Here is a 13,065-nt window from a genome sequence, read left to right as displayed (position 1 = left end):
ACACTGCTTCTGGTGCTGTTTCTGATGGGTCGTCAGATAGCAGGCTAGCCCCGCACCCCTGGACCGACAAGGCGCAGCGCTCTACGCTCTGCGCACGATCTGACTAACCGTCAGGTACGGTCCGCCGTTTCGAGGGGGAGCAGAGTGAACGACACCGCACACGCCCTGGGCGCCGCCGGGACGCTCTGGGAGCTGATCGAGCGCCGCGCCGACCTCACCCCGGACACCCCCGTACTGATCCAGTCCGCCCCCGACGCGCGAGGCGACCGGCGCCTGACCTTCGGCGAGCTGCGCGAGCGCGGCGAGCGGGTCGCCGCAGGCCTGTACGGCATGGGCGTACGCCCCGGCACGGTCGTCGCCTGGCAGCTCCCCACCCGCATCGAGACCGCGCTGCTCTCCTTCGCGCTCGCCCGCATCGGCGCCGTCCAGTCCCCCGTCATCCCCTTCTACCGGGACCGCGAGGTCGGCTTCGCGCTGCGCGAGTCGAAGGCCGAGTTCTTCGCCACCCCGGGCGTGTGGCGCGGCTTCGACCACACGGAGATGGCCCGGCGCCTCGACGCCCGTGGGATCTTCGAGGCCTACGACACGCTGCCCGACGGCGACCCCTCCGTCCTGCCGCCCCCGCCCACCGACGGCACGGGCGTGCGCTGGATCTACTGGACCTCCGGCACGACCTCCGACCCCAAGGGCGTCCTGCACACCGACCGCTCACTGATCGCCGGCGGCTCCTGCCTCGCGCACGCCCTGCACCTGTCGGCGTCCGACATCGGCTCGATGGCGTTCCCCTTCGCGCACATAGCGGGCCCCGACTACACGGTCATGCTGCTCCTGTACGGGTTCCCCGCGGTGATGTTCGAGCAGTTCGCGCTGCCGGACGCGCTCGACGGCTACCGGCGGCACGGCGTCACCGTCGCGGGCGGCTCCACGGCCTTCTACTCCATGTTCCTGACCGAACAGCGCAAGTCCCCCGCGGACCGGCTCATCCCGACGCTGCGGCTCCTCGCGGGCGGCGGCGCGCCCAAGCCGCCCGAGATCTACCACGCGGTCGTACGCGAGATGGGCTGTCAGCTCACCCACGGCTACGGCATGACCGAGGTCCCCATGATCACGATGGGTGCCCCCGACGACACCGCCGAGAACCTCGCGACGACGGAGGGACGACCCCCCGAGGGCATGGAGATCCGCGTCGTGGACGCGGACGGCAAGCAGGTCCCGTACGGCGTGGACGGCGAGGTCAGGCTGCGCGGGGAGGCCGTCTGCCAGGGCTATCTGGACCCCGCGCAGTCGGCGGCCGCCTTCGACGGCGACGGGTTCCTCGTCACCGGCGACCTCGGGCACGTGCGGGACACCGGGCATCTGGTGCTCACCGGGCGGGCCAAGGACATCATCATCCGCAAGGGCGAGAACATCTCCGCGAAGGAGATCGAGGACCTGCTGCACGCGCACCCCGCGGTGGGCGACGCGGCGGTCGTCGGGCTCCCCGACCCCGAGCGCGGCGAGCGGGTCTGCGCGGTCGTCGTCCAGCGCGAGGGCACCGAGCCGCTGACCCTGGAGGCGGTGACGTCCCATCTGCGGTCGGAAGGGCTGTCCACGCACAAACTGCCGGAGCAGCTGGAGCTGGTGGACGCCCTTCCGCGCAACGACACCCTGCGCAAGGTCCTCAAGTACAAGCTGCGCGAGCGCTATTCGGGCACAGGACCGGTGAACGCTATTCCGGAACGGTGAAGTAGTGGGCGAACGCGGTGACGATCTCGTCCTCGGAGATCCGGCCGTCGCCGTCCGCGTCGAGCGCGGCGGCCACCGGGCCCACCACGGCCGGGTCGACACCGAGGACACCCAGCACGCGCTCCGTGGCCGCCGGGGTGAGACCCGGGCCGCCCCCGTCCGCGACGTCTATGGCGGCCCGCAGGAAGGGACGGGCGATCTCCGCGAACCGCTGCGGATTGTCCCGCAGCCGCTTCACCGCGCCGGTCACGAACTCCTCGCGGGTGACGCGCTGGTCGCCGTCCACGTCCGCGATGCCGGCCATGCCCTGCCAGAAGGCCTCGGCACCGGCGTAGAGCGCCTGGCCCTTGTCGCAGCGCGCCGTCGTGGTGAACTCGGTGAGCAGGCCCTTGGCCGCGGTCACGAAGTCCTCGCGGTCGATGTAGCCGTTGCCGTCCTGGTCGAAGCCGGCGAAGCGGGCAGCGATCCTGCGCTCGTACTCGGCGTGATCGGTGCTCTCGGCGTGGTCCATGTCCCCTCGGCCGCCTCTCACATCGGTGGTGGTACGGGTCTGCCCCGTCCCCTCGCCTGGGAGCGTACGTCGTGGAGGGGCGCCCGGGGCCCTCACAGCGACGCTTGTGCCAAGACCGGAAAAATTCCGCAACAACTTCCGTGCCCCGCCGCCCGGACGCTCGGGTGTGCGTCAGGCGGAGAGGGGCGACGCCTCGTCGCTCACGGCCGACAGCACGTCCGGGTACACCTCGAAGAGGCGGCGCACGCCGAGGGCCGACAGGACGCGGTTGACGTGCGAGCCGTCCTCGGCCCCCTTGGCGGGCAGGATCAGGCGGAGCTCGCCGCGGCAGGAACGCATCAGGCGGCGAGCCGCGATCAGCACGCCGACCCCGCTCGAATCACAGAAGAGCACCTGCGAGAGATCGAGGACGAGACTGTGCCGGCCGTCCGCGACCGCGTCGTGCACCTGCTGGCGCAGCGCGGGAGAGGTGGCGAGATCCATCTCGCCCGACACCCGCACGACGGCCCAGCCACCCTGCTGTCCCTCGGTCACCCTGAGCGTCACGCCTTACGCCTCTCGCTGATCCGGAACCTCTGCTTACGGTTGTCTTCTTTCGCGGCTGCCCGACCGCGAGGTGCTGAAACACCACCGCAGGCGTATCACATATGGCCCGGTTGAGACCCAAGTGATCGGATTTTGCGTCCCTTCCGGCGCCAAAGGTCCGCGCAACGTGACCGGCCCCTTACCATCCGCGTCCGAACCGGTCGACCTTTGCCGCAAAGGCACGTGCGTTGTCGGCGGGTCCGACTACATTCGAGGGAAGGCACACGGTGAGGGGGCCGCATGGCCAAGGAGACTCCGACCCGGTGGGACCGGAGGATGCAGCAGCGGCTCGCGCACGGGGAGGCCGCCGCGCTCGGCGAGCTGTACGACCGCTTCGCGTCGCTCGTGCACGGGCTCGCGCACCGCGTGCTCGGTGACGAGGGCGCGGCCGACCGCATCACGCGCGACGTCTTCTCCCACGTCTGGGAGAACCCCGACGCGTACGACCCCAAGCAGGGGCCGCTGCGCTCCTGGATCGCCACCCTGGCCCACCGGCGCGCGGTCCACCGCCTGCGCCAGACCGAGTCCGCCGCCCTCGTGCGCAGCGGCGAGGGCACCACGGAGGACCTGGAGCGCAAGGTGCGGCACGCCTCCGCCGCCGCCCGCGCCGACTACATCGTCACCTCGATGCCCGCCCCGCTGCGCGCCGCGCTGGAGCTGGCCTACTTCCAGCGCAGGGACTACCGCCAGACCGCGGTCGACCTCGGCGTCACCGAGGACGAGGCGCGGCGCCGCCTGCGCCTGGGCCTCCAGCTCCTGTCCACGGCCCACGACAGCGGCACGTCCGGCACCCCGCCGGGACCTCCGGGACACGGGAGGGCGCTGTGAGCGGGCCCAACCCCTTCGCCAACGCCGACCAGCCCGACAACTCCGACAACCGCGACCGCCGCGACGGCTCCGGGCAGCCCGAGGGCCTCGAGGGCGCCGGCCGCTCCGACGCCGCCGCGAGCGCCCGGATACCGACACCGCGCTCGTCCGTGGAGGACACCGGGCGGCCACTGCCGGACCACGTCCCCGCGCCGCCGGTCCTGGAGCACCGCGTCCTCAAGTCCCTCCTCGGCGCGTGGGCGCTGGCCGCCTGCTCGGCCGAGGAGAGCTACGCCGTGGAGGAGCACCTCGGTGACTGCGGCCCGTGCGCCGAGGAGGCGCTGCGGCTGCGGGACGCCGTGGGCCTGCTGCACTCCGAGGAGAGCCTCGACCTCGACCCGATGCTGCGCGCCCGCGTCCTGGAGGGCTGCCTCACGCGCCGCCCGCCCCGCATCCCGGTCCCCGAGTGGGCCACTGCGTACGACGCGGAGACCGCCCGCCTCGACGCCCTGCTCCAGGACATCGGCGACTCCGAGTGGCACGCGCCCGTACGCCTTCGCTGGTACGAGGGGGACGACCGGGTCAGCCGCAAGACGACCGTCGCCGGGGTGCTCACGCACCTGATGAGCGTGGACGGCCTGGTCGCCGTCGCCCTCGGCCTCGACGACCCGCTGTTCGGCGTCGCGCCCGAGGAGCGCCGCACCCCGGAGAGCCGCACGGAGACGTTCTGGAAGGCCTCGCACTTCCCGCCGACCCGCGCCGTCCGCGGCCCCTGGCGCGAGCAGTCGCACGCCGTGATCCGCACGGTGTCGTTCGCGGCCGACCCGAGCGGCTCCTCGGGCCGCACCCGCTCTTCGGGTCAACTGACGGTCCCGTACGGGGACTTCACGCTGCCGCTGCGCGACTCGATGCTGGACCGGGCCTTCGAGTGCTGGGTGCACGCCGAGGACATCGCCGAGGCGGTGGACTACCCGTACGAGGCGCCGTCGCCCCGCCATCTCTACCGCATGATCGACCTGGCGGCCCGGCTGCTTCCCGACTCCCTCGCGGGGCGCCGCCGCGCGGGCCTCGCCGCACCGGCCCGCGGTCTCGTCGCCGCGGGCGCGCCGGGCCGCACCCTGCGCCTGGAGGTCGAGGGGGCGGGCGGCGGCGAGTGGCTCATCTCCCTGGACTCGCCCGGAGCGGTCGGCTCCGCGGAGCGCGAGGTGGCCCATGTCGCCCTGGACGGCGTCGAGTTCTGCCGTCTGGCCGCCGGTCACATCACCCCGGAGGAGGCGGCCGCGGGCCAGGACGGCGACCGCGAGGCGATCCACGACGTCCTGTACGCGACGGCGTCACTCAGCCGGATGTGACGCGTTCCAGGGGGATACGCGGGATACGCCGCGCGGCACGCGTCATCCCTTGCTGACCGCCGCGAGGATCTCCGGCAGGCGGGCCGCCGTGCGCGGGGCCGCCAGGCGCAGGCCCGCCAGGACGATCCCCGCTCCGTACGCCGCGCCGAGCGGCAGCAGCAGCCAGGTCGCGGACTCCGCGCCCGACACGTGCAGCCAGATCGCGGCGCCGATGACCGGGGCGCACAGCAGGGCCGCCGCGACCATCCCGCCGAAGATCGATATCCAGGCGAGGCCCGCCTGCCCCGGGGCGACGTTCTTGTAGCCCTCCTGCGGGATCGAGTACGGGAAGCGGGCCGACGACCAGGCGCCGGTCGCGAGCATCGCGCCGAGGAGCGCGAAGGACAGGCCGAGCACCTCGGGCAGGGCCCGCCAGTCGCCGAGCATCGCGGTCGTGACGACGGTGACCAGCGTCGCGTACGGCAGGGTGATCGTCAGGAGGGCGAGGGCGCGGCCGCGCAGTTCGACGTAGGCGTCGTGCGGCGAGGAGATGGTCATGGCGACCATCCAGAACGCCGAGGTGTCCTGCCCGAACTGGTTGTACATCTGGATGCCGAGCATTCCGGCGGCGAAGCACGCGAAGTAGACGGAGCCGGTGCCCTGGAGGGCGTTGAAGACCGGCACGATCAGACCGATGGCGAGGGACGTCACCCAGGCCGCCTTGGTCTTCGGGTCGCGCCACACATAGCGCAGGGCGCGCTCCATGACCGTGCCCGTGCGGCCGTCGGGCAGGAGGCGGGTGCCGCGGGACGTGCGCCTGCGGCGGGTGGGTTCGGCGGCCTGGAGCGTGGAGCCGTCGGGGGACGTCATGAGGCGCGTCAGGGCGCGCTGCCACGCGTACAGGAGCCCGGCGAGTGCGGCCGCGCACAGGACGAGGCGGGCCACCGCGACGCCGTACGAGCCGTGGCTGACGGAGTCCACGGCGCCGATCGCGGACGCGGGCGGGATCCAGGCCAGCACCTCGCCCGCCGGGTCGAGCGCCCCGAGGCCGCCGGCCGAACCGAGCCGCTGCGCCCCGAAGTTGACGACCTGCGCGCCGACGGCGATGACGAGCCCGCTGAGGACGGCGAGGTCCCGTCCCTTGCGGCTGGTGAGCAGCCGGATGTTGGCGGCGGCCACGGCGCGGGCGAGGGCGACGCAGGTGAGCAGGGTGAGGGCGACGGCCAGGACCGCGACGGCGTACGCGGCGGCCCCCTGCGCCAGGGCGATCACCGCACCGACCGCGAGACAGAGCGTGAACAGCGGGCCGATCCCGACGAGGGACGCGATGAGCAGTCCCCGTACGAGCGGGCGCGGCCGCAGCGGGAGCATGACGAGGCGGGTCGGGTCGAGGGTCTCGTCGCCGGACGGGAAGAAGAGCGGCATCACCGCCCAGCCGAGGGCGAGTACGGCGGTGAGGATGACGCAGAGCGTCGCCGCGTGGGTGCTGCCGCGCAGGGCGATCAGGCCGATGAGCTGGAGCGCGGCGACGAGCAGGACGACGACGAGCGAGGCGATGTAGGCGGCGCGGCGGCCCGTGGAGCCGCGCAGGCCGTTGCGCAGGAGCGCCAGTTTGAGGCGCACGAGCGTGACGGTCGTCGTGGTCACCGGCTGCCACCTCCCAGCCAGTCCAGGTCGGAGGTGGTGTCGCGGCTGTTCGCGCCGACGAGTTCGAGGAACGCCTGCTGGAGCGAGGGAGCGTCGCCGCGTACCTCGGCGAGGGGCCCCTGCGCGCGGATGCGGCCGGCGGCCATGACGGCGACCCAGTCGCAGAGCGACTCGACGAGCTCCATGACGTGGGAGGAGAAGACGACGGTCGCCCCGGAGCCGGTGTAGCGCTCCAGGACACCGCGGATCGTCTGCGCGGAGACCGGGTCGACGCCCTCGAACGGCTCGTCCAGGAACAGGACTTCGGGGTTGTGGAGGAGCGCTGCGGCGAGCCCGATCTTCTTGCGCATGCCGGTCGAGTAGTCGACGACGAGCTTGTGCTGGGACCCGGTGAGGTCGAGCACGTCGAGGAGCTGGGCGGCGCGCTTGTCGACCTCGGCGCCGGGCAGGCCGCGCAACCTGCCCGTGTACGCGAGGAGTTCGCGCCCCGAGAGCCGCTCGAACAGGCGCAGCCCCTCGGGGAGCACTCCGATGCGGGCCTTCACCTCGACGGGGTCGCGCCACACGTCGTGGCCGACGATCTCGACGCTGCCCCGGTCCGGCCGGAGCAGGCCGGTGACCATGGAAAGGGTGGTCGTCTTGCCCGCGCCGTTCGGCCCGACGAGGCCGATGAACTGGCCCGCGGGAAGAGCGAGATCGATCCCCGCGACGGCGACGCTCTGACCGAACGCCTTCCACAGGTCCGTCACGCGTACGGCCGGCGCACCGGCCTCCGTCCCCGCCTCGGTCTTGATCCCCGCCTCGGTCACTGTGCCGCCCGCCGTCCTTCGTCCGTCGCTATAACCCATCCGCACGATACGTGGCCGTAGGACGCGCCGTCGGGTTCTACCGGCGGCCTTCCCGCCCGCACGCGTACGCCAGTGGGGAGATGAGCTCCTCGGCGTCGGGCAGCCAGCGGTTCGCGGCGGTGGGGCGGCAGGCCCACTGGACGGCGCCCCGGCCGCCGAAGCGAGTGGGCGGCGCGGCGACGTAGGCGCCCTCGCCGAGCGCGTCCAGGTCGAGGGAGGCGGGCGGCCAGCCGAGCTTGCGGACGAGGTCGGGGACCTTCGCGGCGGCGCCCGGCAGGACGAAGAACTGCATCCGGCGGTCGGGGGTGCAGGTGACCGGGCCGAGGGTGAGGTCCATGCGCTCCATGCGGGCGAGGGCCAGGAACCCGGCGGTCTCGGGCACGTCGATCGCGTCGAACGTGCGCCCCGTCGGCAGCAGGATCGAGGCGGCGGGCTGCTTGGACCACAGCCGGCGGGCGGCGGTCGCGCTTCCGGTCGCCTGGTTCGCCCAGTCCTCGCGGGCGTGGTGGGCACCGGGGGCCGCGCACCTGGCGTCGCCGCAGGAGCAGTGCTGCCTGCCCTCGTCGACCTCCAGCCAGGTGCCGGGGAACACGTCCCAGTGGCGTTCCTCCGCGTAGCGCACGGCGGCGTCGAGGAGGGCCTCCCCGCGCTGCTCGGGGATCTGGGGACGCGAGGTGACGGACGAGGTGACTGCCGAGGTGACTCCGATGGTCTCTTCCACGAGGTTCTCAACTCCCGCCGCCACCCGGGGTTACGGGCGCACGCGCGCGGGGGCCTGCGGCACCGATCCTGCACGTGGGGCGCATGGGTGCATGGGCGGGGGCGCGCGGGAGGAATGGCACCGGCAGGGGGGTAGCCAGCCCGGAGGACCGGACGAGGGTGCTGTCCACCGATCGACCACCAGCTGGGGCTCTTGCTTGTTTTGCCCTTCTTTGTGGCGCATCTTCCGTTTGATCTCAGGGCATTGATCACCTCAAGGCGGACCGATCGGACATGTGACGGCAGGCCCGCCCGATGGTCCACGGTGCACACAGGGGGTACGCCATGGCCGCAAGGCCTCTCATCGCGCGACAGCCCAACGAACGGCTGCAGGCGCTCATCCAGGAAGCCGGCTGCTCGAACGCCGGGCTGGCCCGCCGGGTCAACATGTGCGGATCGGACCACGGTCTCGACCTGCGCTACGACAAGACGTCGGTGGCGCGCTGGCTGCGCGGGCAGCAGCCGCGCGGCCGGGCGCCCGGCATCATCGCCGAGGCCATCGGCCGCAAACTCGGCCGCACGGTCACGATCGACGAGATCGGCATGGCCAACGGCAAGAACCTCGCCTCGGGCGTCGGCCTCCAGTTCTCGCCGACCGTCCTCGGCGCGATCGAGCAGGTGTGCGAGCTGTGGCGCAGCGACGTGGGGCGCAGGGACTTCCTGTCCGGCTCGTCCGTGGCCTCGTCCGCGCTGGTCGAGCCGAGCCGGGACTGGCTGATCTCCGTACCCGACTCGCAGGTCGCGCGGTCGGCGGGGCCGCGGGTCGGTACGTCGGACGTGGCGGCCGTGCGGGCGATGACCCAGGCGCTGACGGACCTCGACCACCAGTACGGCAGCGGGCATGTGCGGCCGGTGGTCGTCCACTATCTGAACAGTGTGGTGTCGGGGCTGCTCGCCGGCTCGTACCGGGAGGCCGTCGGGCGTGAACTGTTCGCGGCGGTCGCCCGGTTGACGGAGCTGGCCGGGTACATGGCCGTCGACACCGGGCAGCCGGGCCTCGCCCAGCGGTACTACATCCAGTCCCTGCGCCTCGCCCAGGCCGCGGGGGACCGCGGGTACGGCGGATACGTACTGGCCGCGTCCATGAGTCACCTGGCGGCGCAGCTCGGAAACCCGCGCGAGATCGCCCAGTTGGCGCGCGCGGCGCAGGAAGGGGCGCGCGGGCGGGTGACCCCGCGCGCGGAGGCGATGTTCTACGCGGCGGAGGCGCGCGGCCACGCCCTGCTCGGGGACGCGCGGGCCACGCAGGCGGTGGCGGGCAGCGCGCTGGCCGCGCTGGAGCGGGCCGAGCCGGGCTCGGGCGACGACCCGGCCTGGATCGCGCATTTCGACGCGGCGTATCTCGCGGACGAACTGGCGCACTGTTACCGGGACTTGGGGCAGGCCGAGGCGGCGCGGCGGCAGGCCGAGGCGTCCCTGGCCGGGCATCCTCAGTCGCGGGCGCGGCGCAGGGCGATCGGTCTGGTGCTGCTCGCCACGGCGCAGGTGCAGCAGCGCGAGGTCGAACAGGCCTGCCAGACGGGGACGCGCGCGGTGGAACTCCTCGGCACGCTGCGCTCGAACCGCGGCGCCGAGTACCTGGACGACTTCCGGCAGCGCCTGGAGCCGTACCGGGACGAACCCGTGGTGCGGGAGTTCGGTGCGCGCCTCGATCTTCAGGCAGCGTGAAGTTTTGTGAGCGGCGTGCAGGAGACGTACGGGTGAAGCTTGTGTGACGGACGCCTCAACCCGCTTGGGAAGGGCGCTAATCAGCGTTCCGCGGGCCTGTTTTGTTACTTGAAGGTGTGGGGAGGCTGTGGGGTTCTGAGCTGCGTGGCACGTGTGTGCGGGGACCCGGTAGCGTGAGCCGACGATTCCGAAGGTCCCCCAGTCGTAGGAGTCCCGGTGACGCAACAGAGCGGACAGGGCGAGGATCCGCACCTTCCCTCGGTGCGGCAGGCACACGAAGGCGTCGTGCTGCCCGCCGACGGCAGCGAGCCCTTGCTGCCGGGCACCTTCGGCGACCAGTCCCATGTCGCACCCTCGGGCGGCAGCCCCTGGGGCCAGCCGTGGGGCCCCGAGTCCGCGCAGGCGGCCTCCGGCGGCCCGATGCCCACCTACGAGTGGGGCGCGCCGTCCGCGCTGCCGGGTGAACAGTCGCCGCAGCAGCCGTACTCCGCGCCGCTGCCGCCCGCGGGCCCCCCTGCCGCCTCGCTGCCGACGGGCGCCGCCCCGTACGGCTCCGCACCCATGCCGCCCGCCTCCGCCTCGGACGCGACGCAGTACATGGCCCCCGCCGCGCCCTCCGACGCGGACGCCACGCAGTACATCGCGCCGGTCGCGCCCGGGGCCCTGCCACCCGAGGTGCCCGCCGACGCCACCCAGTACCTGGGCCGCGCGAGCGCCCCCGGCCAGCTGCCGCCCCAGCAGCAACCCCAGCAACAGCCGCAGCCGCAGCAACACCAGCCGTACGGCTCCATGCCCATGCCGCCCGCGGGCACCGACAGCGACGCCACGCAGTACATCGCGCCCGTGCCCTCACCGCCGCCGAGCGCGCCCTACGGCATCCGCCCCGGCGCCCCCGGCGACCGGCAGCCCCCGGCCGAGTTCGACAGCCTCTTCCGCACGGAGCCGGAGCCGGACGCCCCCGCCTCGACGCAGCAGATGCCCCGCTTCGACCCGCGCGCCGGCGGACCCGCGGGACCGGGCGGACCGGGCGGTGCAGGCGGACCGGGGAGACCCGGCCCGGCCGCTCAGCCGCAGGCCCCGTACGAGCCCTCCGGGCGGGCCGCCGCCCGCAAGGGCCAGAGCCGCACCGGCTCGAAGGTGCCGCTCATCGCCGCGATCGGCGTCGGCATCCTCGTCGTCGGCATCGGCGCGGGCGCCCTCATCAGTGGCGGGGGCGACGAGAACAAGGGCGACGACGCCAAGCCGGCCGCCGCGACCGGTGAGGCGGACAGCTCGTCCCCGACGCCCGCCGACCCCGCCAAGGCGCAGGCCGTCGCGCTCGACAAGCTCCTCGCCGACTCGAACAACAGCCGCGACACGGTCATCAGGGCCGTCGCGAACATCGGCGCCTGCAAGGACCTCGGCAAGGCCGCCTCCGACCTGCGCGGCGCCGCCACCCAGCGCACCGGCCTCGTCACCCGGCTCGCCGCGCTCGAAGTGGACAAGCTGCCGAACAACGCGGCGCTCACGCAGTCCCTCACCAAGGCGTGGCAGGCCTCCGCCTCCGCGGACAGCCACTACGCGGCCTGGGCCGACCAGGCCGCGGGCAAGAACGGCTGCAAGAAGGGCCACGCCAAGCCCACCCCGCAGCGCCGCGCGGGCGACCAGGCGAGCGGCACGGCCTCCACGCAGAAGACCCAGGCGTCGAAGCTGTGGAACAGCATCGCGACGCAGTGGAACCTTCCGCAGCGCAAGCCGTTCCAGCTCTAGCCGTTCCAGCTCCAGATGATCTCCAGCTGATACGGAGGCGGCCCGGAGGGCTCAGCCCATCGGGGTCGCCTCCAGCGTCCTCGACACGTCGACGAGTCCGCGGTGCGCGGACACGAGCCGCCCGTCGCGCACCACCTGGAAGGTGACGTCGGCGTTGACGAGCCGCGGGAAGCCGCGGGCCGCGATCATGTCCTCGAAGCGCCAGCTCAGCGTCGGCGTGAGACCGCCCGTACGGACCTTCAGGCCGCCGTCGAGCGCCGCGCGCACCGTGTGCGCCGTCACGTCACCGCCGCCGAGCGACTCGACGACCTGCTTCAGGACCGTGTACGCGATCCACGTCGTCTGCACGCCGGCGTTCGCCGGGTCGATCCGGTTGTCGCCGAACGCCTGCTCGCTGATGACCTTGCGCATCGCCGCCCACCGCTTGTCGGTCGCCACGGGGTACCAGCCGGTGACGTACGCCCCTTCGTAGACGCCCGACTTGCCGCCCGAGCGGTCGATGACCGTCTGGTCGACGCTGCCGAGGACGGTCGATATCCGCACCTTCGGATACGAGTCGCGGGTGCGGCGGAACGAGTCGAAGAACGTGTCCGTGCGGTCGCCGAGGACCGCCGTCACGCAGCCCTTTCCGGCCGGGCCGGCGCCGGCCGCCCGCAGGAGCGCCTGGCGGGCCTGCTCCGTGTAGTCGGTGGCGTCCTCGGCGGCACGCACGTCGGACGCCTGGTTGCGGCCCGCGGACATGCCCGTGTCGAGGAGCAGCGGCAGTTGGTCACCGGCGACGGTGTCGGGGCGCACCAGCGAGGTGCGCACGCAGCCCGCGGCGGCGAGCTGGCGTCCGTTTCCGGCCATCAGGGCGGGCTGGCCGCCGTTGACCGGATACGACAGGGGGCTGGCGAACTCCTCGTCGGTGACGCCGTAGCCGCCGATGTAGGGGATGCCGGCGGACTCCAGGGGGGCGAGGAAGGAGCGGGCGTGCTGGCTGTAGGAGCCGACGACCGCGACGGCGTTCTGCTCGACGGCGTCCCTGGCGCAGCGGGCGGCGCCCACGGTGTCGTTGTTGTCGTTGCAGGTGATGACCCTGAGGTCGCGGCCGCCGATGCCGCCGTGGGCGTTGACCCAGCGCGCGTAGGCGCGTGCCATGGCGGGCATGCCGGGCATGTTGGTCGCCTGGGTCTTCTCGGGCGCCCACGTCATCACCGTGATGGGGTCCTTGGAGCCCCCGGTGACGTCGGAGACGAGTCCGCACCCGGCGGCGAGCGACGCACAAGCCGCCCACACCGCCGCCGAAAGCACGGTGGAACGCAGGGAGCGCGAGGTGCGCGAGGTGGTGGTGCGGCGCCGGCCAGTCATGAACCTGCACGATTCCGCCGCATCCCTAACCCTCGAGTGACCCGCGGTCAACGTGGGGTGACGTGGAGGTGAATTACGGGGGTCC

The 13,065-nt window shown here is 73.1% G+C and carries 11 protein-coding genes; 5 read left to right on the top strand and 6 right to left on the bottom strand.

Annotated features, from left to right (window positions below; translation table 11 throughout):
• Positions 1–144: 144 nt before the first annotated feature.
• On the top strand, positions 145–1,725 hold the full coding sequence (locus AC07EJ_RS14040; protein ID WP_389478031.1) for a class I adenylate-forming enzyme family protein: 1,581 nt from the start codon (positions 145–147) through the stop codon (positions 1,723–1,725).
• On the opposite strand, the gene AC07EJ_RS14035 is transcribed toward AC07EJ_RS14040, so the two are convergent.
• Entirely contained in the window at positions 1,709–2,236 is a 528-nt protein-coding gene (locus tag AC07EJ_RS14035; protein WP_389478032.1) for an EF-hand domain-containing protein, read from the bottom strand. The genes AC07EJ_RS14040 and AC07EJ_RS14035 overlap by 17 nt on opposite strands.
• 171 nt (positions 2,237–2,407) lie before the next feature.
• Positions 2,408–2,782: an STAS domain-containing protein gene (locus AC07EJ_RS14030; RefSeq protein WP_362897999.1), complete on the bottom strand. Its 375-nt coding sequence runs from the start codon at positions 2,780–2,782 to the stop codon at positions 2,408–2,410.
• A gap of 279 nt (positions 2,783–3,061) precedes the next feature.
• Between AC07EJ_RS14030 and AC07EJ_RS14025 the strand changes: the two genes are divergently transcribed.
• Entirely contained in the window at positions 3,062–3,649 is a 588-nt protein-coding gene (locus AC07EJ_RS14025) for a sigma-70 family RNA polymerase sigma factor (RefSeq protein WP_389478033.1), read from the top strand.
• Positions 3,646–4,980: a maleylpyruvate isomerase mycothiol-dependent enzyme family protein gene (locus tag AC07EJ_RS14020; RefSeq protein ID WP_389478034.1), complete on the top strand. Its 1,335-nt coding sequence runs from the start codon at positions 3,646–3,648 to the stop codon at positions 4,978–4,980. The genes AC07EJ_RS14025 and AC07EJ_RS14020 overlap by 4 nt, the downstream gene beginning before the upstream one ends.
• A 42-nt stretch (positions 4,981–5,022) precedes the next feature.
• On the opposite strand, the gene AC07EJ_RS14015 is transcribed toward AC07EJ_RS14020, so the two are convergent.
• Genes AC07EJ_RS14015 through AC07EJ_RS14005 form a run of 3 tightly spaced genes read right to left on the bottom strand, consistent with a single transcriptional unit; the run spans position 5,023 to position 8,175 of the window.
• Positions 5,023–6,606 carry a transporter gene (locus AC07EJ_RS14015; RefSeq protein ID WP_389478035.1) on the bottom strand — a complete coding sequence of 528 codons (1,584 nt, stop codon included), beginning with the start codon at positions 6,604–6,606 and terminating at the stop codon, positions 5,023–5,025.
• Positions 6,603–7,454, bottom strand: coding sequence for an ABC transporter ATP-binding protein (locus AC07EJ_RS14010; protein ID WP_389478036.1), 852 nt, complete (start codon positions 7,452–7,454; stop codon positions 6,603–6,605). Before AC07EJ_RS14010 ends, AC07EJ_RS14015 begins: the two co-directional genes overlap by 4 nt.
• A 37-nt stretch (positions 7,455–7,491) precedes the next feature.
• On the bottom strand, positions 7,492–8,175 hold the full coding sequence (locus tag AC07EJ_RS14005) for a bifunctional DNA primase/polymerase (protein ID WP_389478037.1): 684 nt from the start codon (positions 8,173–8,175) through the stop codon (positions 7,492–7,494).
• A 323-nt stretch (positions 8,176–8,498) separates the two neighbouring features.
• Between AC07EJ_RS14005 and AC07EJ_RS14000 the strand changes: the two genes are divergently transcribed.
• The gene (locus tag AC07EJ_RS14000) at positions 8,499–9,881 is read left to right on the top strand and encodes an NsdA family TPR-like regulatory protein (RefSeq protein WP_389478039.1); all 1,383 of its coding nucleotides are present in this window, start codon (positions 8,499–8,501) and stop codon (positions 9,879–9,881) included.
• Positions 9,882–10,097: 216 nt separating this feature from the next.
• The gene (locus AC07EJ_RS13995) at positions 10,098–11,630 is read left to right on the top strand and encodes a hypothetical protein (RefSeq protein ID WP_478884308.1); all 1,533 of its coding nucleotides are present in this window, start codon (positions 10,098–10,100) and stop codon (positions 11,628–11,630) included.
• Positions 11,631–11,681: 51 nt separating this feature from the next.
• Here the strand turns inward: AC07EJ_RS13995 and AC07EJ_RS13990 are convergent, their stop codons facing one another.
• On the bottom strand, positions 11,682–12,980 hold the full coding sequence (locus tag AC07EJ_RS13990; protein WP_389478042.1) for an ABC transporter substrate-binding protein: 1,299 nt from the start codon (positions 12,978–12,980) through the stop codon (positions 11,682–11,684).
• Positions 12,981–13,065: the final 85 nt, after the last annotated feature.

It is taken from the genome of Streptomyces sp. NPDC045026, from assembly GCF_056432625.1.
Note: the sequence above shows the minus strand (reverse complement) of the source record. Positions and strands in the feature narration are given on the sequence as shown.